Origin of the sequence: Kribbella sp. NPDC051952 (assembly GCF_040680855.1) — a bacterium.
GTDB lineage: Bacteria > Actinomycetota > Actinomycetes > Propionibacteriales > Kribbellaceae > Kribbella.
On sequence record NZ_JBFAXQ010000001.1, the window covers coordinates 829,739 to 850,295 of the forward strand.

The 20,557-nt window shown below is 68.0% G+C and carries 23 protein-coding genes and 1 tRNA gene; 12 read left to right on the top strand and 12 right to left on the bottom strand.

The window, feature by feature from the left end:
* Nucleotides 1-17: 17 nt before the first annotated feature.
* Nucleotides 18-557 (bottom strand): molybdenum cofactor guanylyltransferase, encoded by a 540-nt coding sequence (locus AB0L70_RS04070; RefSeq protein ID WP_363679701.1) that lies wholly within the window; start codon nucleotides 555-557, stop codon nucleotides 18-20.
* Between the two features lie 18 nt (nucleotides 558-575).
* Entirely contained in the window at nucleotides 576-1,163 is a 588-nt protein-coding gene (locus tag AB0L70_RS04075) for a MerR family transcriptional regulator (protein ID WP_363679703.1), read from the bottom strand.
* 60 nt (nucleotides 1,164-1,223) lie between these two features.
* Here AB0L70_RS04075 and AB0L70_RS04080 point away from each other — a divergent pair, with 60 nt between their 5' ends.
* The 6 genes from AB0L70_RS04080 (at nucleotide 1,224) to AB0L70_RS04105 (ending at nucleotide 6,178) form a co-directional block, all read left to right on the top strand.
* Nucleotides 1,224-2,015 (top strand): carbon-nitrogen hydrolase family protein, encoded by a 792-nt coding sequence (locus AB0L70_RS04080; protein WP_363679705.1) that lies wholly within the window; start codon nucleotides 1,224-1,226, stop codon nucleotides 2,013-2,015.
* Between the two features lie 49 nt (nucleotides 2,016-2,064).
* The gene (cobC, locus tag AB0L70_RS04085; protein WP_363679707.1) at nucleotides 2,065-3,084 is read left to right on the top strand and encodes an Rv2231c family pyridoxal phosphate-dependent protein CobC; all 1,020 of its coding nucleotides are present in this window, start codon (nucleotides 2,065-2,067) and stop codon (nucleotides 3,082-3,084) included.
* A 195-nt stretch (nucleotides 3,085-3,279) separates the two neighbouring features.
* Entirely contained in the window at nucleotides 3,280-3,639 is a 360-nt protein-coding gene (locus AB0L70_RS04090; protein ID WP_363679709.1) for a hypothetical protein, read from the top strand.
* Nucleotides 3,640-3,642: 3 nt separating this feature from the next.
* Complete coding sequence (locus AB0L70_RS04095) at nucleotides 3,643-3,804, top strand: hypothetical protein (RefSeq protein ID WP_363679711.1); 162 nt, start codon at nucleotides 3,643-3,645, stop codon at nucleotides 3,802-3,804.
* Entirely contained in the window at nucleotides 3,776-5,014 is a 1,239-nt protein-coding gene (locus tag AB0L70_RS04100) for a cupin domain-containing protein (protein WP_363679713.1), read from the top strand. The genes AB0L70_RS04095 and AB0L70_RS04100 overlap by 29 nt, the downstream gene beginning before the upstream one ends.
* A 132-nt stretch (nucleotides 5,015-5,146) precedes the next feature.
* Nucleotides 5,147-6,178 carry a sucrase ferredoxin gene (locus AB0L70_RS04105; RefSeq protein ID WP_363679715.1) on the top strand — a complete coding sequence of 344 codons (1,032 nt, stop codon included), beginning with the start codon at nucleotides 5,147-5,149 and terminating at the stop codon, nucleotides 6,176-6,178.
* Nucleotides 6,179-6,193: 15 nt separating this feature from the next.
* On the opposite strand, the gene AB0L70_RS04110 is transcribed toward AB0L70_RS04105, so the two are convergent.
* The 4 genes from AB0L70_RS04110 to AB0L70_RS04125 form a co-directional block, all read right to left on the bottom strand.
* Complete coding sequence (locus AB0L70_RS04110) at nucleotides 6,194-6,385, bottom strand: hypothetical protein (protein WP_363679717.1); 192 nt, start codon at nucleotides 6,383-6,385, stop codon at nucleotides 6,194-6,196.
* A 14-nt stretch (nucleotides 6,386-6,399) separates the two neighbouring features.
* A complete protein-coding gene (locus AB0L70_RS04115; protein WP_363679719.1) occupies nucleotides 6,400-7,002 on the bottom strand; it encodes a gamma carbonic anhydrase family protein in 603 nt (200 codons plus the stop codon).
* A 273-nt stretch (nucleotides 7,003-7,275) separates the two neighbouring features.
* Entirely contained in the window at nucleotides 7,276-8,493 is a 1,218-nt protein-coding gene (locus tag AB0L70_RS04120; RefSeq protein ID WP_363679721.1) for an MFS transporter, read from the bottom strand.
* Between the two features lie 96 nt (nucleotides 8,494-8,589).
* Nucleotides 8,590-9,825, bottom strand: coding sequence for an MFS transporter (locus tag AB0L70_RS04125; RefSeq protein ID WP_363679723.1), 1,236 nt, complete (start codon nucleotides 9,823-9,825; stop codon nucleotides 8,590-8,592).
* A 310-nt stretch (nucleotides 9,826-10,135) separates the two neighbouring features.
* On the opposite strand from AB0L70_RS04125, the gene AB0L70_RS04130 reads away from it, so the two are divergent.
* A tRNA-Ser gene (locus AB0L70_RS04130) sits at nucleotides 10,136-10,224 on the top strand.
* Nucleotides 10,225-10,261: 37 nt separating this feature from the next.
* Here AB0L70_RS04130 and AB0L70_RS04135 read toward each other — a convergent pair.
* Entirely contained in the window at nucleotides 10,262-11,902 is a 1,641-nt protein-coding gene (locus AB0L70_RS04135) for a carboxylesterase family protein (protein WP_363679725.1), read from the bottom strand.
* A 95-nt stretch (nucleotides 11,903-11,997) separates the two neighbouring features.
* Between AB0L70_RS04135 and AB0L70_RS04140 the strand changes: the two genes are divergently transcribed.
* Nucleotides 11,998-12,765, top strand: a complete 768-nt coding sequence (locus AB0L70_RS04140; RefSeq protein WP_363679727.1) for a helix-turn-helix domain-containing protein — start codon at nucleotides 11,998-12,000, stop codon at nucleotides 12,763-12,765.
* Here AB0L70_RS04140 and AB0L70_RS04145 read toward each other — a convergent pair.
* Nucleotides 12,755-13,402 carry an alpha/beta hydrolase-fold protein gene (locus tag AB0L70_RS04145; RefSeq protein ID WP_363679729.1) on the bottom strand — a complete coding sequence of 216 codons (648 nt, stop codon included), beginning with the start codon at nucleotides 13,400-13,402 and terminating at the stop codon, nucleotides 12,755-12,757. The genes AB0L70_RS04140 and AB0L70_RS04145 overlap by 11 nt on opposite strands.
* Nucleotides 13,403-13,432: 30 nt before the next feature.
* Complete coding sequence (locus tag AB0L70_RS04150; RefSeq protein ID WP_363679731.1) at nucleotides 13,433-14,233, bottom strand: nucleotidyltransferase domain-containing protein; 801 nt, start codon at nucleotides 14,231-14,233, stop codon at nucleotides 13,433-13,435.
* Between the two features lie 107 nt (nucleotides 14,234-14,340).
* On the opposite strand from AB0L70_RS04150, the gene AB0L70_RS04155 reads away from it, so the two are divergent.
* From AB0L70_RS04155 to AB0L70_RS04165, 3 genes are read left to right on the top strand one after another with little or no spacing between them, the layout of a single operon-like run.
* Nucleotides 14,341-15,342 carry an acyltransferase domain-containing protein gene (locus tag AB0L70_RS04155; protein ID WP_363679733.1) on the top strand — a complete coding sequence of 334 codons (1,002 nt, stop codon included), beginning with the start codon at nucleotides 14,341-14,343 and terminating at the stop codon, nucleotides 15,340-15,342.
* On the top strand, nucleotides 15,333-16,115 hold the full coding sequence (locus AB0L70_RS04160; protein ID WP_363679735.1) for a DUF3626 domain-containing protein: 783 nt from the start codon (nucleotides 15,333-15,335) through the stop codon (nucleotides 16,113-16,115). The genes AB0L70_RS04155 and AB0L70_RS04160 overlap by 10 nt, the downstream gene beginning before the upstream one ends.
* A gap of 12 nt (nucleotides 16,116-16,127) precedes the next feature.
* Entirely contained in the window at nucleotides 16,128-16,895 is a 768-nt protein-coding gene (locus tag AB0L70_RS04165) for an alpha/beta hydrolase (RefSeq protein WP_363679737.1), read from the top strand.
* Here the strand turns inward: AB0L70_RS04165 and trpD are convergent.
* Together trpD and AB0L70_RS04175 are read right to left on the bottom strand one after the other, a co-directional pair.
* A complete protein-coding gene (gene trpD / locus AB0L70_RS04170; protein ID WP_363679740.1) occupies nucleotides 16,851-17,903 on the bottom strand; it encodes an anthranilate phosphoribosyltransferase in 1,053 nt (350 codons plus the stop codon). The two genes, AB0L70_RS04165 and trpD, sit on opposite strands and share 45 nt — an antisense overlap.
* Before the next feature lie 145 nt (nucleotides 17,904-18,048).
* Entirely contained in the window at nucleotides 18,049-18,795 is a 747-nt protein-coding gene (locus AB0L70_RS04175; RefSeq protein ID WP_363679742.1) for a glycoside hydrolase family 16 protein, read from the bottom strand.
* 77 nt (nucleotides 18,796-18,872) lie between these two features.
* On the opposite strand from AB0L70_RS04175, the gene sigJ reads away from it, so the two are divergent.
* Nucleotides 18,873-19,763, top strand: coding sequence for an RNA polymerase sigma factor SigJ (sigJ, locus tag AB0L70_RS04180; protein ID WP_363679744.1), 891 nt, complete (start codon nucleotides 18,873-18,875; stop codon nucleotides 19,761-19,763).
* Here the strand turns inward: sigJ and AB0L70_RS04185 are convergent.
* Nucleotides 19,738-20,481: an aminoglycoside phosphotransferase family protein gene (locus tag AB0L70_RS04185; protein WP_363679746.1), complete on the bottom strand. Its 744-nt coding sequence runs from the start codon at nucleotides 20,479-20,481 to the stop codon at nucleotides 19,738-19,740. The two genes, sigJ and AB0L70_RS04185, sit on opposite strands and share 26 nt — an antisense overlap.
* Between the last annotated feature and the right edge of the window lie 76 nt (nucleotides 20,482-20,557).

Below are 20,557 nucleotides of genomic sequence, written 5' to 3' on the forward strand. Positions count from 1 at the left end.
ATCGGTTTTAGTCGTTGTCAGTCGTCCAGGTCGGCCCAGGTGTCGACGTCGTCGCCGCCGTGCGTGGGTTCGGACCAGACCAGGTCGAGTCCGGCGAGCAGGCGGCGTACGGACTTGTCGCGGGGGTCGCCGATCCGCGTGATCGCTGCGGTGAGCGACGTACGGCGGTAGGCGGCCGCGAGTTGCTGCTCGCGGCCGTCCGTGTCCCGCAGACCGTGGCCGTCGTGGTGATCGAGACCGTTGACCAACTGGGTGACGTCGTCCTTCGTCAGCCAGGGGAGGTCGCAGCTCAGCAGGACGACGATCGGCGCGGTGCCGTGGGTCAGCCCGGCCGCGATGCCTGCCACCGGACCGCCGGAGGGCGGGTCCTCGACGGTCCAGGCGACCTCGCGGCAGGTGGTGCGGACCGGGCCGGCCACGACGGTCGACACCGCGTCATCGGTTGCCGTGAGCACCCGATCGAGCAGCGTCATGCCCTCGAGCACCAGCATCGCCTTGTCGACCCCACCGAATCGGGTCGACCCACCCCCAGCCAGCACCAGCGCGTCGAACTCCACCAGGGCAGTCTGGCATCGTCAGTCCGTCGGCATCATCTCCGCGCGCGCCTTGGCCATCGCCTCCCGCTGCTCCGGCGTCAGCGCCTCGGTTGCCTTCCGGCGCTCCTCGACCAGCGCCGCCAGCTCGGCCTCGGACAGGTTGGCCATCGCCTCCTGCCGGCCCTGCGTCAGCTGCGCGACTTCGTCTCGTGTCAGTACTCGCGACATAGCGGTCATCCCCTCGATGAGTTCAATGAGTCCCTCCGGCGACGGCTCCCGGGCCCGGTCGAGTCCGTCGAGGACACCAAGCAGCATCCGCTTGACCTTGGCTGCCGCGGTGAGCTGCTCCTCGACCAGGTCGAGCTGCGCCCGGAACAGGGCGCCCGGATCCGTCAGCTCGCCGTCGAGGACCTGACCTACCTCGGTCAGCGACAACCCGAACCCACGGACCGCGACGATGAGGTGCAGGCGCCGTACGTCGGCAGCGTCGTACTGCCGATGTCCGGACGTACTGCGGCCGCTGGGTCGCAGCAGGCCGATCTCGTCGTAGTGGTGCAGGGTCCGGACGCTGAGGCCAGTGGCTTCCGCCAGTTCGCCGACCTTCCAGGTCCTGTCGTCGGTGTCCATGACTCCGACGCTAGGTCCTCACGCCGCGTGAGGTTCAAGTCTTTGGGGCACCATGGTGAGGTGAAGATCGCCGTGGTGCAGACCGCCAGCAGCTACGACAAGGCCGCGAACCGCGACCTCGTCCGTCGCGTTGTCGCCGACGCGGCCCAGGACCGGCCGGATCTCGTCGTCGTCCCGGAAGCGATCATGTCCGACTTCGCGATCGAAGGCGGCTCGGTGGCGGACGCCGCGGAACCGCTGGACGGGGAGTTCGTCGCCACGCTGCGCAAGGCGGCGATCGACCACGGCGTCGCGATCGTGGCCGGGATGTTCGAACGCAGTTGCGACCAGGATCGTCCGTACAACACGCTCCTGGCCGTCGGCGCGGACGGCGCGCTGCTCGGCGCCTACCGCAAGATCCATCTGTACGACGCGTTCGGGTACAAGGAGTCGGATCAGCTGACGTCGGGCGATGTGGCGCCGGTGGTGGTCGAGGTCGCGGGGGTGTCGCTGGGGCTGATGACTTGTTATGACCTGCGGTTCCCGGAGTTGTCGCGTGCGTTGGTCGACGCCGGTGCGGAGGCTCTGGTGGTCCCGGCGGCCTGGGTTCGGGGTCCGCTGAAGGAGCATCACTGGACGACGCTGCTGACTGCTCGGGCGGTAGAGAACACTTGTTATGTAGCGGCGGCGGCGCAGAACGGGAAGAAGTACTGCGGGCTGTCGCAGGTGATCGATCCCCAGGGCGTCGCACTGGCGTCGGTGGGTGAGACGGACGGTCATGCCGTCGCGGAGATTTCGGCTGAGCGACTGGCCGACGTACGCAAGCGGAACCCTTCGTTGCAGAACCGGCGCTACTCGGTGATTCCGCGCTGATTTCGGCTGGGTTGGTCCCGAGCGGGCCTCGAGCGGTTAATCTCGCCGTGTGCTGGATGGGTTTGATCTGGAGCATCACGGCGACCTCGAGGTCGGCGACGGGCTGGTCGATCTCGCGGTCAACGTCCGGGCGGGGACACCGCCGGCGTGGCTGATCGAGGCGATCACGAACAGCTTGTGCGACCTGGCGGCGTACCCGCGACAGGACGCGGCGGTGGCCGCGGTCGCCGAGCGGCACCGGCTTGCGCCTGATCGGGTGCTGCTGACCGCGGGGGCCGCGGAAGCGTTCGTGCTGATCGCGCGGGCTTTCCGGCCGCGGCATGCGGTCGTGGTTCATCCCCAGTTCACCGAGCCCGAGGCGGCTTTGCGGTCCGCGGGGCATCTGGTCGACCGGGTGATCCTGCGGCCCGAGGACGGGTTCGTCCTGGATCCGCGGGCTGTTCCGGCCGAGGCTGATCTCGTTGTCATCGGCAATCCGACCAACCCGACCTCGGTCCTGCACCGGGCGGACGACCTGCGTGAACTCGCGCGGCCGGACCGGATCCTGGTCGTCGATGAGGCGTTCATGGACGCCGTACCGGGTGAGCCGGAGTCGCTCGCCGGTGCCTCGATCCCGGGGCTCGTGGTGATCCGGAGCCTGACCAAGACCTGGGGACTCGCCGGCCTGCGCGTCGGCTATGTGCTCGCGGCTCCCGGGTTGATCGAGCAACTGGCCGCCGTTCAGCCGCACTGGCCGGTGTCCACTCCTGCACTCGCAGCGGCAATTGCCTGCAGCAACGAGCGGGCCGTGGCGGAGGCGGCGTACGCCGCGCTGGACATCGACCGGCAGCGGGTCCATCTGCTCGACAGCCTGGCCCCGGTTTCGACGTACGGCGAGCCGCGGGGACCGTTCGTCCTGGTGCACGTCGAGGGTGGCGCCGTACTGCGGGAATCCCTGCGAGAGCGTGGATTCGCGGTCCGTCGCGGGGACACGTTTCCCGGTCTCGGGCCGGACTGGTTGCGGATCGCGGTCCGGCCGGAGGACGTCGTCGACGGGTTCGCGAAGGTGTGGCGGGACCTGACCACCTGACGGTTTCCCGGCTCGTGGGGCTTTCGCCGCCGAACCGAATTGCCGCTGTAACCCCTGAGGGGTTTAGCCGGGCACCAGTTTGCGCACAGGATGGTCGCAGAGTGCCCGCTCCTTGGCCGGCACTCTTTCTGGCCATTCGCGAAGGGAGCAGCACAATGGGTCTGAGCGACGACGACATGACGACATCCTCCGAAGGTGGAGAGGGTCTCGCCGATGGTGGCGCGACGCCTGGTGGCACTGACGGAGGTGCCGATGGTGGCGCGGACGGCGGTGCCGGTTCGACTGAGGGCAACGACACCCAGGCGGGTGGCGAGGGTCCGGCCGACGGTGGCGCTACGCCGGGCGGCACGGACGGTGGTGCGGATGGCGGCGCCGGCGAAGGACCTGCTGATGGTGGTGCCACTGACGGTGGTGCCGACGGTGGGGCTGATGGCGGTGCGGGCGGCGAAGGACCTGCGGATGGCGGTGCGACGCCGGGTGGCACTGACGGCGGAGCGGATGGCGGTGCGGGCGGCTCTGAAGGGCCCGCGGACGGCGGTGCTTCGGCCGGTGTGAGTGATGGCGGTGCTGACGGTGGCGCCGGTGAAGGAACCGCGGATGGCGGTGCGTCGCCGGGTGGTCACGATGGTGGTGCCGATGGCGGCGCAGACGGTGGAGCGGGCGGCCAGGGCTCCGGGAGTTGGTGAGTACGGTGCCGGGAGTCGGGCCGCTGCCGGATGAGCGCCCGGCTCTCCGGCGCTGTGTAGCAGGTGATCTGGACGAGTTCGCGAACTCCTACTGGGGTTCGCGCGCTCTGCTGTCCCACGGGCCTGACCTGCCCGCGCCGTACGACGACCTGTTCACCCTGGAAGCCGCGGACGAACTGTTGTCCCGGCGCGGTCTCCGGTCCCCGTTCTTGCGGATCGCCAAGAACGGGGCGGTGGTTGGGGACGGACAGTTCACCGGATCGGGTGGCGTGGGCGCGGACATCGCGGACCAGGTGCGGGACGACAAGGTGGCGGCGTTGTTCGCCAGCGGGCATACCGTCGTACTGCAGGCTTTGCACCGCACGTGGCCGGCGCTTGTCGACTTTGCGACCGAGCTGTCGGCTGAGGCTGGTCATCCGGTGCAGATCAATGCGTACATCACCCCTGCTGAATCACAGGGGTTTTCGGCGCACTACGACGTACACGATGTGTTTGTGCTGCAGGTGGCGGGCGAGAAGCACTGGACCGTGCATGAGCCGGTACATGTGGATCCGCTGCGTAACCAGCCGTGGACGGATCACTCTCGCGCGGTCGCTGCGGCTGCGCGTGATCAGGCTCCGGTGGTTGATGAGGTGCTGCGGCCGGGGGATGCGCTGTACGTGCCGCGTGGGTTCCTGCACTCGGCGAAGGCGTTGGGTGGGGTCAGTGCGCATCTGACCGTCGGGCTTCATACGTTGACGCGGTATCTGCTCGTGCAGGAGTTGGCTGCTCTTGCGGCCGACCAGGCTGCGCTGCGGTCGGCTTTGCCGCTGGGATTCGATCCGGGTGATCCGGCGCAGCTCGCTGAGGTGTTGCCGGAGGTGGCCGAGCTGTTCGTCCGCTCCATCCAGTCGGCTACGCCGGATGCGGTGGCCGCTCGGCTCAGACGCCGTACGTGGTCCGGCAATCGCCCCGCCCCGCTGCCCCCGTTGGCCCACGCGGCGTCCATCGCGTCCCTCGCAGTCGGTACGACGGTCCGCCTACGCGCCGGCCTCCGCTGCCGGGTAGTCCCCGGCGACCCAGTAGTCCTCCAACTCCCAGACCGCACCATCACGTTCCCGGCCGCGACCGCTCCCGCCCTGGCGGAACTCTGCTCCGGCACAGACTGCAAGGTAGGCAACCTCCCGTCCCTGGACGACGCCGACCAGTTGGTCCTAGTACGCCGCCTCCTAACCGAAGCAGTCCTAACAACCACCACCCCATAACCACCCGGGACACAAGGCCAAGCGCGGGCAGCCGCCACCCGAGGATCCAAGTCAGCTGCGGGGTACCAACCAGCCCGGCTGACGGTCGTCAGGCACGGTGGTTGGGTGGGTAGCTAAGTAAGGTGAGTGGGTGTGGCAGATGATGTCGGTAGGTACCGCCCGGAGACAGGATGCGCAGCGCTCGCATCCCTCCGCGGCGACTCCCTCATAGCCACCGCCCCACCAGCCACCCGCTGGCTCCTCATCGAATCCCACACCCCGTGGCCCCGCAACGCCCTAACCACCCTCCGCAAATCCACCCCTACCCCCACCTCAACCCTCGGCCCGTCGACGCCCTTCGACGCGTCTGCGCCGACCGTGTCCCTCGACCTGGGCGACCGTGGTCCCCAGGCAGGCGGCACCTCTGAGCTGAGCCAGGCGGTGGACGGTGAGCTGGGGGTCGAGGTTGCGCGGGTTTGTCGCCAGTTGGGGATTCGACCGGTGGTGATTCGGCGGTTCGGGCGGGTTGATCGGGGTGCGAGTCGACGCTGGGGCTTGGTGGATTGCCGGCCCGGGCAGGAGTCGGTTCGTTGGGGTGACTTGCCAGCGGACGAGCACGCGCTGGATGTCCTCGCGGGCAAGGATCGCGGCACGCTCAGCCATGAGCCGGTCTACCTCGTCTGCACCCACGGCCGCCACGACGCGTGTTGCGCCGTCCGCGGACGACCCATCGCCGCAGCGTTGGCAGGCGCGTACCCCGACCGCACGTGGGAATGTAGCCACATCGGCGGCGACCGCTTCGCCGCGAACGTCGTCGTACTCCCGCACGGTCTGTTCTACGGGCACGTCCCAGTGACCCGCGCCGTCGAACTCGCCAAGCGGTACGACGAAGGCAACGTCGTGCCTGATCTCCTCCGCGGATCAGGCGCGTTCGCACCACCGGTCCAAGCCGCCCAGCACTTCGCCCGCGCCGCCGGTCATTCAGTTGCCGTCAGCAACCTCCTCCCGCACTCCGTCCGTCAACTCCCCAACAACCGCTGGCAGGTAACCCTCACCTCGACCACCGGCCTCATCACTGCCGAACTCTCAGCCCACCTGGATCCCATCAACGCCCGCCTGACCTGCGCCGGCACAACCCCCTCCCAAATCCGCCGCTTCCAACTCGAGTCCCTAACCGGCCCCTAAGACGCCAACCCCGGATCACCAGCACCCCGGTCGGCAGCACCCGCCGATCACCAGCACCCCGGTCGGCGGCACCCCGGTCTCCAGCACCCCCGGTCTCCAACACCCGCCGGTCACCAGCACCTCTCGGTCACCAGCACGCCCGGTCGCCAGCACCCGCCGGTCACGAGCATCCCCGGTCGTCAGCACCTCGCCGGTCAGCGGGTGCATCGGCGCACTCCGCGTCAGTCGGGGTTGGGTAGTTGGCGGTCGGACTGGTGGGCTCCGTAGTAGGTGGATTGGCGGGACATGATGTCGCGCATGGGGGTACCGCGCGGGACGCCGTAGACGGTGCCGGGGAAGTCCAGGTCGCGTTGGACCTGCCAGAGCTCCTCGTGCCGGTCGGGCGAGAAGAGCTGGGCCGGGTTGCCGGCGGCGATCCATCCGATCGGGAGGACCGTGCCTGGCTCCAGGCGCGAGTTCACGTGCAGCACGCTGTTGATCCGGAGCTCCGCGCCAGCGCCGGCGACAGAACCAGGGAACAATGCGGCGCCCGTGGCGATGAAGACCTCGTCCTCGACCGTGGCGCCGTTCACGTGTGCATGGGGACCTACCAGGACCGCGTCGCCGAGCAGAGCGGGATGATCGGCCCGGCCGCGCACCAGGGCGTTCTCCATCACCACACTGTTCGTACCGAGACGGACCTCGCCGTTCTCCGCCGTGAGTACCGCACCATGCAGAACTCGGCTGCCCTCGGCCAGTACGACGGCTCCGCAGAGCACGGCCGATGGAGCGACATAAGCGGATTCAGGCACGACCGGTCGGCGGCCGCGATGTTCCAGCAGCATGTGCAATGTCCTTCCGTCGAGCAATCACCCCATCTTCCTCAGCAGTGCCCAATGACCAGTGAACGGGTTCTCCACAGCCCGGGTCCTCACAACCCGGGCGGCGGCGCCCGGCGGCCGTCCACATCGCAGGTGGGAGGCTCGGTCGACCGGACGATCCGGGTGGAGAACCGCGAACGAGGCAACATTAGAACAGATGTTCGATCGATTGCAACGCATCCTGACAGGTCAGGAACAGGTCATCGCAAGCCCTCAGGACCGCGCCGTCGAAGCGCCTCAGGTGCGCTGCGCGTCGCTGTTCGGGATGACCCGCGCGAGCGCGTAGATGGTCCCGCTCGCGATCAGCGCCAGCACCGCCAAAGCCAGCCAAGGCAGCTCGTGATGCACCTCGAACAGCTGTGTGAAGAACACCGGAGTCAGCACGCTCGCGAACGTGAAGGAGTACTGCCAGTAGGACAGGTACTTCCCACGCCCGACCACCGGCGCCATCGCCGCCGACAAGGCGTTGTTGATCGCCGCATGCAGTACGTCGGCAAACGCGTAAGTCGCCGTGGCCAGGATCAGCAGCGGCACGATCAACCCGACGTTGATGTGCAGCGTCGACGCCATCAGCAGACCCCAGCAGGCGTACGCCACACCGGAAACGACCATGACGTTCGTACGACGCATCCGCTGGGTGTGCCGTACGACCAAGGTCTGTCCGGTCGCGAGCACGACCGATGTCCCAGCCAGCAGCACACCGACCAGCCACTTGGGCACCGGCAGCGCCTCGGAGATGAACACCGGGACAGCGGTACCAAGCATCATCGTGCAGAGCGCAAGCAGGGTGTTGGCGCCGATCAGCACCAGGAACGGCTTGTCCTTGCGCAGCAGCGGCGCCGGCCCGGTGTCCTGGTTGGTCCGCTGGTGATGAGACGGATGCAAGCGCAGCAGCAGCAGTCCGGCCAGGTAGAACGTCAGCGCGTTCACGGCCATCGCGATCAGGAACGGTGCGTCGCCGCCGATCGCCAGCAGCCCACCCGCGGCCAGTCCGCCGAGTGCGAAGCCGCCTGCCTGCATCATGCCGCCCAGACCAAACCACTTGTCCCGGTCGCCCTCATCCGCGACGTCAGCGAGCAGACTGAAGATCGCGGACCAGAACGCCCGCTGGCCGGTGCTCATCACCAGTGCGCACAGGAATAGCAGCCATGGCGACCGCCCGAGGAAGAATCCGGTGAAAGCCAGACCCTGGGCGATCTGCGCGCCGATCACGATGTTCCGCGGCCCGACCCTGTCGATCACCAGACCTATGGCCGCCGGTGCGGCGATCGAGAACAGGGTCGCGACCGTCAGGATCACTCCGGCCGTCCCGAGTGGGATGTCCGCGACTTTGTTGAAGTAGAGGAGCAGGAGCGGTCCGGCGCAGCCACCGCCGAAGGAGTCGATGGCCAGCGCCGCGAGCAACGGTACGCGCCCACGGACATTGGGCAGACCGAGGGATGTGGCTGTGGGCATAACGGAGGGGCTCCCATCGCATCGACTCGGCAGCCTTGCAGCCTAGCAAGCGCTATCCGACCGGCTCCAACCTTTTTGTTCTCCGAGAAACCCGGGTCAGTCCGCTGCGGGCACCCGGCGTACGGAGACGTGCCGAAGCGGGCGCCAAGCGACGGTCGTCATCAGCACCATGCCTACGAACGCCACGGCGAACGGAGCGGCCAGACCATACTGCTGCGCCAGTACGCCGCCCAGCGCCGAGCCGATCGCGGCGCCGCCGACCGAGGCCAGCAGGTACACGCTGTTGACCCGCCCCATCAGTGGGTCCGGCGTCGCCAACTGTCGCGCAGTGGTCGACACGATGCCCCACACCACCGCGTGCACGCCGAACACGGCCATGGTCGCACCGGCGACCCATGGGCTCCGGGTGAGCGCCAGAATCAAGTGGACCGTTGTCTCGATCACCAGTCCGGCCCGCAGCAGGGTCAGCGAGCCCACGCGTGGCTCGAGCAGGTGGTACGCCGGCATGCCGAGGACGGCTCCGATTGCGCCAACAGAAATGAGCAGCCCGAACTGGGTCTCGTTCAGACCGAGCCGCTCCCGGGCGAAGAGCACCCAGGTCGCGAACGCCGCGCAGAAGGTGATGTTCATGACCAGGATCGAGCACGCCAACGTCCGTACGCCGGCGTGGTGCCACAGCCACCGCACCCCCTCGCGCACTTCGACCCAGAGCGCCGTACCCGATGGCTCTGGCAGTGGCGGCCGTACGGCGACCCGTGCGACCAGCGCGGCCGCTGCGGCGAAGGTGACGGCGTCCAACACCAGCGGCACCCCGGCGCCGACCGCAAAGAGCAGTGCGCCGAGCGGTGGACCGCCAAGTTGCTGCAGAACGGTCCCACTGGCAAAGAGGCGTGCGTTGGCCTGGCCGAGGTGCTCTTTGGGTACGGCGCTCACGAGCAAAGCGCTGGATGCGTTGTCCGCAAGGGTTTCCGCCGTACCGAGTAAGAAGAGCGACACGTAGATCGCCCATAGGGGTGACGTGCCGAGCAGTACGGCGACACCGAGCGCGGCGAGCACGGTCGCGCGAAAGAGGTCGGCAGCAACGACCATGAGCCGACGGTCCAGCCGGTCGACCAGTGCGCCGCTGAACAACGCGAACAGCAGCCAGGGCAACTGCTGAACGAACGCAGCCGCACCGACGGCCGCCGGTTCGCTGGTGATCGATGCGACCAGCAACGGTCCGGCGGCCAGCATGGCGCCGTCGCCGAGGTTGGAGATGATCGAAGCCGGCCAGATCTTGCGGAAATCAGGTCCAAGACCAGGAGGCAGCAGAAACGTACCGAGGGAACGCATGAATGAACTCCAGAGGGCATGCCAAAACAACCGGACACCGACACGACGTCGGCACTGATCCGGCCGCACCACGGCTGCCGGATAGCCCGGTCAGCTGCACTCCAGCCGACCGGATGGCCCGGTCAGCGGCTGGTCAGCGCGCCGACCGGACGGTGTGTGCCATGTCCTCGAACGACCTGGACATTGCTCTCACCTCCGTCCGTACCCAGGCGGCCCCTCCGCCTCAGCCCAGACCCTACCGGCCGCTACCCACCCCCGCACTCCCGTTCCCACCAACGCGCTATCCTCAACGATCGGCGACACGTCGCCTGGAGGGTTCGCATAGTGGCCGAGTGCGCTGGTCTTGAAAACCGGTATGGCGGGTGACCGTCATCGTGGGTTCGAATCCCACACCCTCCGCCTGCTAAGACCCACGACGGGCCCCTGACCGGGTAGGTCAGGAGGTTATTGAGGTCCAGAAGGTGCACTGGTGTTCTTGGGCCAGGTTGGCTGGGGCGATTCGGCCAGGGGCGAGTGACTGGACGTGGGCCTTGTTATGGAAGGGCTGCCAGTGGGGTAGGCCCGGGGCGTTCGGGGTTCCGGTGTGGGCGAACTGGGTCCAGTAGCGGATCATCGTCGCGGAGAGTTGTTTCTGGCCTGGTGTGGTCGGGCCTGGGAGTTGCTCGTCGGTGAACAGGTACTGCAGTTCGGCGCCGTGGAACGCGCCGGTCGGGAAGTTGGGTTTCGGGAGTGTGCTGAACCACGGAGCCGTCTCGTCGGCGAACTCGTACGCATAGAGCGGTGTCTGCGCGGCGAGGGTGCGGTCTCGGTCGAGGACCGGGCAGCCCCATGCCCAGTCGGTGACGACGGCCGACAACGCCTCGCCGGCCGAGTGGAACTGTTCGACGGGATAGCGGGCCAGGATCCGTTCAGCGTCCGACTGGTCGAACAGCGTGTGGACCTCTTCGCTGTAGCCGGCCGGGGTCGTCACCTGACCGGTCGCTGTTTCGATTGCGGCGGTGAAGAGTCGGTGCTCGTCCCGTGTGGTCCCCTGGATGATCGGTACGTGGTTGAAGCGGCCGGTTGCGAAGGCGCGATCCGGGCTGAGCGGCAGCACGCCACCACCAACGGTCGGGCCTGATCCGACCCCGTCGTCAGACCACTTGGTGAGCTCGTCCGTAGGTTTGGCCCGCAGGCAGGCCGCAGCGGTAGCCGGGTCGGAGCAGCCAACCTTGGCCGCGACGTCGAGACCGTGCTGCTCGCGCTCGGACCGGGGCAGCGGAAACCAGGTCGGCGGGCCGGGTGACCACTTCTGCCCGGTGCACTCGGCGCTCTGCAGGATCGCCTTCTCGAACAGTCCTGCGGATCCTGGCGCGACCAGATGGGAACAGACGCTGGTGCCGCCGGCAGACTCACCGAAGATCGTGACATTGCCCGGATCCCCACCGAACGCCGTTGCGTTCCGCTGGACCCATCGCAACGCCGCCTGCTGGTCCTCGAGGCCGAAGTTCCCCGAGAGTTGCCGAGCTCGGCCGTGGTCGAGAGCCGGGTGCGCGAGGAAACCGAAGATCCCCAGCCGGTAGTTGGGGCTGACCACGATGACCTGGCCGCTGTTCGCCAGCCGCTGCGCGTCGTACAGGCTGCCGGCTCCGTTGATGAAGCCGTTGCCGTGGATCCACACCATGACGGGCAGTTTGCGTACGCCGCTGGCCCGTGGCGTGGTGACGTTGAGGTAGAGGCAGTCCTCGGTGGTGCTGGCCTCGTCGATCAGCCCTCCGGCCTGGGCGCAGCGATTCCCGGGCTTGGTGGCGTCCCGGATGCCACGCCATGACGCGGCCCGTTGCGGCGATGCCCAGCGCAGTTGCCCGACCGGCGGAGCGGCGTACGGGATCCCTTGGAAGAGCCTGGCGTCCGGGGTGAGTGTGCCTCGTACGGCGCCTGCGTCCGTCGAGACCACGGTGTTTTCCGGGGCCTGTCCTCCCCAGGCTGTCGCCGAACTCGAGAGCAACGCCGCGGTCAGCAGCACTCCGAGCCGGCGGGCAAGGCCGAACCGTGGGCGCCGACGATCCGGTCCGTCGTGGTGATCCTGCTGTCGCATAGAGCATCCTCAGCTGAATTCGTGTGTGGGTCTCACTAATATAAAGTGTAAGGTACACACGAAGTCAAACCACCGACTTGTGGGGAGCCGACCTGATGCCCTCGACCGACGATGCGCACCTGCCCCCGGGGCTCGTGCTGGCGTGGGGCCTGCCCGCCAAGTCGAACAAGCTCGGCCGGAAGCCGACGCAGAGCGTCGAGCAGATCGTCGACGCGGCCCTCGAGTTGGCCGATACCGACGGGTTCGCCGCGTTGTCGATGCCCAAGATCGCCCAGAAGCTCGGGCTGACGGCCAACGCGATCTACAGGTACGTCAGGTCCCGCGACGAACTGCTGGTCCTGGTCGGTGACGCAGCCTGGGGTCCGGCCCCGGACCGGATCGTCGACGCGCGGGACTGGCGAGCCGCGGCCAGGCTGTGGACGCAGGCGATGGTCGATCGGTGCGACGTCCACCCCTGGCTCTGCGATCTGCCGATTCGCGGAGCGCCGGTGACGCCGAACCTGCTCGGCTGGGCAGAGGCGATCCTGAAGGTGCTGACCGGAGCCGGGCTGAGTCCCACCGAAAGCCTGTCGTGCGCGTTGCTGCTGGACGGTTATGCCCGGCGGATCGCGAGCGCGCGTCGCGATCTGCGCGACAGCGCGACGACGTCCGTCGAGCCGGCCGCGGTGTCACGATTCCTGGAACCTCGGCTGAACGAACTCGGATACTCGGTCCTAGCCGGCCTGATGGCCGGCGATCAGTACACCGACGAGATCCCCGACGGCGACGTGACCTTCGGCCTCGACCGCATCCTGGACGGCATCGACGTCCTGATCGCCCGGAAGCAGTCGACACAGAGGTCCGCGGCCGGCGTCAGTGGGTGAAAGCCCAAGCGGTCATGAGGGGGAGTTCTTCGCGCCAGAAGGGGTCGCCGTGGTTGCCGGGGCGTTCGGTGATGAGTACGTCGGCGCCTGCGTCGCGTAGGGCTTCTGCCCAGCGGGTGGCGTTTTCCTGGAACCAGGGTTCTTCGGTGCCCGCGACCAGGTAGGTGCGGGGTAGGGAGGGCTGCATGTCGCCGGGTGGCTGGTAGCCGCCGCCTGGTGAGGCGCAGAAGATGGCGCCGTAGAGGTCTGGGTGGCGGAGGCCGATGGCCAGGGCCAGTTCGCCGCCGGCCGAGACGCCGAAGACCGCCGTACGTTCGGCCGGGAGCGTGACGTCGAAGCGCGTTCGGGCCCACTCGCGGAGGTCCTCGACGAAGAACTTCTCGTGCGCTGCGAACCGCTCGGCGTCGAAGCCGGGTGAGTACTCGTGGATCCGGGCCGTCTCGTCGTCGACGCGGTGAGCGGCGATGAGCATCGTGGGCGGTACGTCGGGTGCCTCGTTGAGGAACTCGCCCCATCGCGAGATCAGCTGCCCGTCACCGGCGTACACGATCGCCTGCGGCGTCTCCGCCGGGACGTACGCCGTGACCTGCCGGCCGCCGTCGTACGCGAAGGTCTCGGTGACGAGCTCTCCTGGCATGGGCGAAGTCTCTCTCATCGGTGAGTCAACCTACTCCGGTAGATCGACGGAGAGGGTCGTGGAGAGGTGTTGGCGGGCTGCGGTCTCGAGGGATTGCGGCCAGGGTAGGGCGCAGCGGGTGTGTAGGGCCCGGGCCAACGGGAGGAAGGCTGTGGCGCAGGCGACGTGGGCAGCTATGACTGATTCGCGGGTGGCCTGGAGGGGTGGGAGGTTGGTCAGGAGTTGTTGACGGTCGGCGGGGAGTAGGCGGTCGAGATGGAGTGCGCCGCCTCGGTCCTCGACTGCGACGTCCTCGAGCATCAGGTCGATGAGCAGGGCGCGCAGGAGGCCGGCGCCCGACTGACCCACCACGAACTCCGCACGCCCGATGACGACCGGCAGCAACCCGAGTACCCGCAGGAACTCCCGGGTGATTGATTCAACTCGGCCGGCGTCCGGCTGCTTCGGTGCGCCCGGCTCGCCGAGGCCGGCGCTCAAGCCGTTCGGGTCGTACAGCGGCTTCGCGGTGGACCGGGTGCGGTTGCCAATGGCATCCGGTGTGCTGACCGAGACGTCGAAGCGAACCCAGTCCGGCGTGATCTGGTTGAAGATTCGCCGGCCGATCGCCCGTTGGAACACCGTTGGTGCGATCTCGTCCGATGTGTTCGGCCAGTCGTCGCAGAAGCCGTCGACGGCATCCTCGGCGACGACAACCCACAGGTCGACGTCGCTGAACTGGTCCTCGGTACCCCTGCCGTAGCTGCCGACCAACCACACGCCCAGCACCCGATCGTCCTGGCTGAGAACTTGTTTGGCTCGTTCAATCAGGCTGCTTGTCGAACTCTCACGCATAGCCGTCCATGATGCTCCCCGGCTTTCGGGCGACCCGAGTGGCCCATAAGGTGACGTGGGTCACACGAGTCGTGCGTGAGGGATGCGGCCCGTGGTGGGGTCGGGGTGTGGACGTTGATGAGGCAGCGGAGCGGTTGGGGTTTGCCGGGGAGGCTCGGGAGTGGTTCCGGGGGGTGCCGGAGGAGGGCGACGTACGCGCGCCTGATGAGGCGTTGCTGGAGTTCTGTGGGGTGGGTGGTGAGGACCGGCGGGACATGCTGGCGGCGCGGCCGGATCCGGTGAGGGAGCCGGAGTGGTGGGCGATCACAACCGCGCTGGCTCACGGGCTCGAGCGGGACATGGGGAAGGCTGTGCCTTCGGCGGGGTTTCAGGGGTGGCCCGCCGTGCCGGAGTCGGCCGGCGAGGTCGGGATGTTTGCGGGGGCCTGGGCGTTGTTGGCCAACCTGCCGCGTTTGTTGGAGCTGCATGCGCAGCGGGGTGTGCCGCAGGACGTGAGTGTTGCTACGGCGTCTGTGCTGGGCGGAGTGCTTGCGACCCACCGGCAGGTCACCGGGCGGGCGGGTGTTGGGCTGTTCGACCTATGGGGGCCGCCGTTGCGGTTTCGGGGTGCGGACTACGAGATTGGCCGGCATGCCTTTACCCGTACGCAGTTGGGGCTCGGGGATGGTGTCGCCGGGCACGTGTTGATGATGCACATCCCGCCGATCGGTCCGCTCGACGCGGAGTCCTCCGAGCAGTCGGTGCGTACGGCGCTTAACTCGTTCCAGAGGTGGTATCCGGAAGAGCCGCTGACCGCGATCGTGTGCACGTCCTGGCTGCTCGACCCGCAGCTGGGCGAGTACCTGCGGCCCGACTCCAACATCATGCGATTCCAGCAACGCTTCACCATGTTGCCGTTGGTGCCGCCGGACGACCCCAACGAGGGTGACCGGATGTTCATGGGCTTCGGACTGCAACTGGCGATGCCCGATGGCGCGATCGGTGCTCAAGAGCTGGCGCAGGTCCCGCAAGACACCACACTGCAACGTGCGTTCGTCACTCACCTGCGTTCTGGCCGACACTGGCACAAACGCACCGCCATCCTCCGTTCGGACCTGCCTTGGGGCTGACAGAGCAGGCACTGGCCCACGTCACCAAGCTGTCGTCCGGCGGCGCGATCGACCCGGAGCTGCGGATCACGCTGAACTTTCACCCCGATCGCCACGGTGTGCTGGACGGCCTGGCATCAGACGGCGTGTACCTGTCCCAGTTCGTCACCGGCACAAGCAACGGCGGGCTCGGCGGGGAGCGCCGGCGGTGGGAGAGCAGGATCTTCGGCGGCGCGTACGACGAGGCTCCGGCACGTCAGCGTCCGGTGTACGGCGCTCTGAACTTCAGACGCCGCGAGGTCGGTGGTGCACCCCGGTTCGGCTCGGCGCATCTGCGCTTGACCGCCGAAACCCTCAGCAGGGCAACGTTCTGCTACCCCGACAGCTACTTCGAGCCGGAGCACTTCGGCGTCGCGCACCGGATGGACCTGATCGCCTTTGCCGACGCGCGCGAGTGCGACGTACTCGACGACTACATCGAGGCTCAGGTGCACGGACCGGTGCGGCTGGCCCACGATGTCGAGGCTCTGGTCCTCGACCCGAGCTATCAGGGCACTCCGGTGGAGGTGGCCGCTCGGAGGCTGCCCTGTCGGGTCGAGTGGCACGAGGGGTTCCGGCTGAGTGTCGACGAGCTGCAGCGACATCCGGACTACCGCGGCCCGCAGTACGTCGAGCTGGGCCGCCGGATCGCGATAGACGGCGTACTAACCGCGCGGGCGATCGGAGACGCGGCCAACCACTACGACAACCAGGAGCTAAAGCGGGTCTGGCACTGCGTGGCTCGGTTTGGCTGAGAGGGTGGGGGGATGGAGCTGCGGATTTCGGTTGGGGCGGATGAGGTTTGGGCTGAGCACCTGGCGGGGGACGGGGTGCCGGTGGTGTTGCTGCATCCGGGGATTGGGGACTCGCGGTCGTGGGACCCGGTGGTGTCGAGGCTGAGCGGGCGGCGGATGGTGCGGTACGACGTCCGTGGGTACGGGCGCTCTACACCGCCGACCGAGCAGTTCTCACTCGTCGAGGACCTCACCGCAGTGCTGGATCAGCTGGGGCTCGAGCAGGTCGTACTAGCCGGGTGTTCGATGGGTGGGGCTACGGCGCTCGGACTGGCAGTGCAGCAGCCGGAGCGGGTGCGAGGACTCGTGCTGCTGTGTCACAGCCTCCCCGGATTCCCCATGCCGGAGGAGCCGGAGCTCGACGCCGAGTACGACGCGCTGGAGAAAGCGCGGGACGTTGAAGGACTGGTGCGGTTCGGCCTGCGGATAGGCGCTGCCGCGGGTGACGACGACGCAGCGGTCGCCCAGTTGCGCGCCGCCGCGCCGGCGTGGCTTGACCAGGACACCTACCAGAAGCCGGCCACGCCGGTCTACGACCGCCTGCACGAGATCACCGTGCCCACTGTGGTGATGGTGGGCGACAAGGACCGCCCGATCCTGGCCGCTGTGGCTGGTGCTACCGCAGCGCGTATCCCCGACGCCGAGTTCATCTGGATGCCTGGCGTCGACCACCTGCCCAGCCTGCGTGAGCCCGAGCTAGTAGCTGACACCATTCAGCGAATTGCTGGCCCAGCGCTCTAGCGTCGCCGCAGCCGCACCGCTGTCCACAGCCTCCCGACACCGCTCGAGACACTCCGCCAAGTGCTCGAGCAATAGACCGTTCTCAAGCTCCAAAGTGACCAGTGCAGCCGCAGCGTTGAGCAGTACGACGTCCCGCACCGCCCCGGGCTCTCCTTCGACCAGTCCGCGCAGCACCCGAGCATTGAATGCCGCATCACCACCACGCAACTCAGCGAGCGAGGACGGCCGCAACCCCAGCGATCGCGGGTCGAACATGACCTCGGACGCAGAGCCGTCATGCACGACCCACACCCGCGAGAACCCAGTGGTGGTGAGCTTGTCCAGACCGTCGTCACCACGCGCCACCAAAGCCGACTTCCCCTGCGCGGCCAACGCACCGGCGAGCACTGGCAGCATCCGCGGGTTGGCGACCCCCACGAGCTGATGCATCGGATCGGCTGGATTCAGCAACGGTGCAAGGGCATTGAAAGCCGTCGGCACGGCCAACTCACGCCGTACGACGGCCACGTGACGCAACGCCGGGTTGAAGCGCGGAGCGAACAGATAGGTCAGCCCGACCTCGGCCGCGACCCGCGCGGCATCAGCGGCCGACAGGTCGAGCGGCACACCCAAGTGCTCGACCAAATCGGCAGACCCGCCCGCTGACGACGATGCGGCCCGCCCACCGTGCTTGACGACCGTCACCCCTGTCGACGCCGCCACTACGGCCGCCATGGTCGAGACGTTCACCGCACCGGTCCGGTCACCGCCGGTACCGACGATGTCCACGAACGGTCCGCCGATCCGCACCGGCGTCGCGTGCGAACGCAGTACCGAGGCCAGTCCGTTGATCTCGTCGGCCGTCTCGCCCTTGGCTCGCAGGGCGATCAGGAAGCCGGAGATCTGGGCCGGTGAGGCGTCGCCCAGCACGAGTTGGTCCATCGCCCAGCCGGTGTCCGCCGCCGACAGGTCGGAGCCGGCCAGGAGCGCGGAGATCAGCCCGGACCAGGTCCGGAACGTTGTTGCCATGGGCAATCCTCAGGGGTGCTGGGCCGCCCGCGAGGAGACATGACAAACGGCCGCCTCGAAGGAGACGGCCGGGTGGTTACGCGCGGAAGCAGACCGTCAGTCGACGGCCCACCACATCCCCGCACGCTGGAACATGCGGCCGACTTTACCAGCCGCGGATGTGGTCGACGATAAACGTCGGGACGAGCCCGGAGTCGTCTCCGGAACTCTGCTCCGGGAAGTCGAAGACGGCCAGCATCAGCTGAAGAGGGTACGTCGGAGCGCCCTGACAACTGCGGATCCGGGTGCCGTCGACGAAGAACGACGCCTCCCCGTCGGCCCACTCTGCGGCGTAGGTGTGGAACTCGCGGAGATCGATCGGCAGCCGGATCGCCTCGAAGTCCTGCGGTACGGCGGGATCCCGGATGCTCTTCAACCCCATCCCGATCGCGTCCGGGGCGTCGCCGAACACTTCCATCACGCAGATCTCCCCGCACTGGTCCGGCTGCTGCTCGATTCCGCACATCCACAGCGACACCATCGATCGCGGACTGATCTCGGCCCGCGCACGCAGTTCGACGTACCCACCGGCCGGAGTCCAGCCCCAGAACGGCTCCTGCTCCTCGCGTACGACGAGACCGTCCCGGAACGCCTGCTGTCCGACAGTGCTGCCGACCGGGCCGGAGTAGTTGCCGGACTGGATCCCGGACACGCGCAGGTCCGGTTTGTGGTCGCCCTCGCACCACAGTCCCTGCTCCGGCGGGATGCTGAGCGTGAGGCACGAGTCACTGACCTGGTACGTCGCAGCCGACGCGGCGCGCGAACTCCACTGCGGCAGGTAGTGCGGTGACCAGACCGCCACGTCCAGTGAATCGCCGTCGAAGGTGTCCTCGAAAACCGGGGTCTCCGCCATGCCCCCATCATGGCGTGTCACATCATGGTGTCCAGATCCGTCGACGAAATGATGGTCTGCGACAGGAGAGGGCAGCAGTGGACGACCACGACCAGCTAGCGCGGCAGTTCGAGCAGAACCGGGGGCAGTTGCGCGCGGTCGCGTACCGGATGCTCGGATCGCTTACCGAGGCCGACGACGCCGTGCAGGAGGCGTGGCTGCGGCTGAGCCGGTCTGACGTGAGTGACGTGGGCAATCTGGCCGGCTGGTTGACCACTGTGGTGTCGCGGGTCTGTCTGGACATGCTGCGCAGCCGTAAGTCGCGGCGGGAGGATTCGCTGGACACGTACGTGCCGGATCCGATTCTGAGCCGGGATACCCCCGGGCAAGGTCCTGAGGACGAGGCGGTACAGGCGGATGCGATCGGTCTGGCGCTGCTCGTCGTACTGGAGACGTTGTCGCCGGCGGAGCGGTTGGCGTTCGTACTGCACGACATGTTCGGCGTGAGCTTCGACGAGATCGCGGAGATTGTGGACAAGTCGCCCGCGGCGACGCGGCAGCTCGCGAGCCGGGCACGGCGGCGGGTGCAGGGTGCGCCGGCGAGTGACGGGGACAGTGTGCGGCAGCGGGCCGTGGTGGAGGCGTTCCTGGCCGCGTCGCGCACAGGTGACTTCGAGGCGCTGTTGTCGCTGCTCGATCCGGACGTCGTGCTGCGGGCCGACGCTGGGGAAGCGTCGACGGAGTACGCCGGTCCCGCGGTGTCGAAGCTGGTCCGCGGTGCGCTGGATGTGGTGGAGCAGGCACTGCTGTTCACCCGGATGGCGCCGTACACCGAGCTCGCCCTGGTCAACGGACTGCCTGGCACGATCACCGTCGTCAACGGTCAACTGATGGGTGTCATGGGCCTGACCGTTTCCGACGGCAAGATCACCCAGATCGACATCCTCGCGGACATCGAGCGCGTCAAGAAGCTCCCGCTGCCAGCCTGAGCACCCGCCTCGCCTGCGCCTCCGCCGTGCCAGGCGGGTTCCGGTCGGCACTCGGACCACCCGGTCCGATCAGCGTCAGCCAGAAGCCCGCCCACAGAGAGCGGGCGGCCCGGAGACGCTCCGGATCGACGTCGAAACGCCGTACGACGGGACTCCAGTCGGTCTGGCGTCCGGCCAGGTGCTCGACGAGGTTGGCGAGCTCCACCGTGCGGTCGCCGCGGCCGGCGTCCTCGAAGTCGACGATGCGGACCCGGCTGCCGTCCCAGAGGTAGTTGGCCAGGTTCGGGTCGCCGTGGGCGACGACAGGGTCCTGGATGTCGTCGAGGGGATCAGTGGTGAGCCACGCGCGGGCGGCCTCGCCGATCACGCCGTCAGCCGAGCGCATGCCGGTCAGCGCGATGCGGGTGCGGTTGATCAGGGCGCCCAGGTCAATCGGGGGTAGGCCGTCGGGGCTGATTGACCACAGGGTTTCGAGAGCCTTGCCGAGGGCGTCGAGTTGCCTTGGACCCAGTGTCCCGGCGAGTGGCCGGCCAGGGAGGACGGTCATCGAGACCCACGGCGTACCTCCGGATGAGCTGGACAGCGGGGTAGGGACCAGGTCCGAGGTTTCCCGAGACAGCAGGGTGAGAGCGGCCCACTCGCGGGTGGGTTCGCCGCGGGACCAGGACGCGTAGCGCTTGGTGAGGATGTCGCCGGAGTGCTCGACCGAATGTGTCATCAGAAAGAAGTTTGCCGGGGTGTGTCGATCAGCGCCCCTCCCCTTCGACGTACAGGCAGAAGCGGATACGGCGAGG

What these genes read in the sequence shown, in the direction of transcription:
- AB0L70_RS04135 (WP_363679725.1), bottom strand. Translation starts at nt 11,902, where the DNA reads ATGCGACAGCAGGATCACCACGACGGACCGGATCGTCGGCGCCCACGG.
- AB0L70_RS04140 (WP_363679727.1), top strand. Translation starts at nt 11,998, where the DNA reads ATGCCCTCGACCGACGATGCGCACCTGCCCCCGGGGCTCGTGCTGGCG.
- AB0L70_RS04185 (WP_363679746.1), bottom strand. Translation starts at nt 20,481, where the DNA reads ATGACACATTCGGTCGAGCACTCCGGCGACATCCTCACCAAGCGCTAC.
- AB0L70_RS04110 (WP_363679717.1), bottom strand. Translation starts at nt 6,385, where the DNA reads ATGCACCCGCTGACCGGCGAGGTGCTGACGACCGGGGATGCTCGTGAC.
- AB0L70_RS04165 (WP_363679737.1), top strand. Translation starts at nt 16,128, where the DNA reads ATGGAGCTGCGGATTTCGGTTGGGGCGGATGAGGTTTGGGCTGAGCAC.
- AB0L70_RS04145 (WP_363679729.1), bottom strand. Translation starts at nt 13,402, where the DNA reads ATGCCAGGAGAGCTCGTCACCGAGACCTTCGCGTACGACGGCGGCCGG.
- trpD (WP_363679740.1), bottom strand. Translation starts at nt 17,903, where the DNA reads ATGGCAACAACGTTCCGGACCTGGTCCGGGCTGATCTCCGCGCTCCTG.
- AB0L70_RS04150 (WP_363679731.1), bottom strand. Translation starts at nt 14,233, where the DNA reads ATGCGTGAGAGTTCGACAAGCAGCCTGATTGAACGAGCCAAACAAGTT.
- AB0L70_RS04075 (WP_363679703.1), bottom strand. Translation starts at nt 1,163, where the DNA reads ATGGACACCGACGACAGGACCTGGAAGGTCGGCGAACTGGCGGAAGCC.
- AB0L70_RS04125 (WP_363679723.1), bottom strand. Translation starts at nt 9,825, where the DNA reads ATGCGTTCCCTCGGTACGTTTCTGCTGCCTCCTGGTCTTGGACCTGAT.
- AB0L70_RS04095 (WP_363679711.1), top strand. Translation starts at nt 3,643, where the DNA reads ATGGCGGTGCTGACGGTGGCGCCGGTGAAGGAACCGCGGATGGCGGTG.
- AB0L70_RS04175 (WP_363679742.1), bottom strand. Translation starts at nt 18,795, where the DNA reads ATGGCGGAGACCCCGGTTTTCGAGGACACCTTCGACGGCGATTCACTG.
- AB0L70_RS04115 (WP_363679719.1), bottom strand. Translation starts at nt 7,002, where the DNA reads ATGCTGCTGGAACATCGCGGCCGCCGACCGGTCGTGCCTGAATCCGCT.
- AB0L70_RS04120 (WP_363679721.1), bottom strand. Translation starts at nt 8,493, where the DNA reads ATGCCCACAGCCACATCCCTCGGTCTGCCCAATGTCCGTGGGCGCGTA.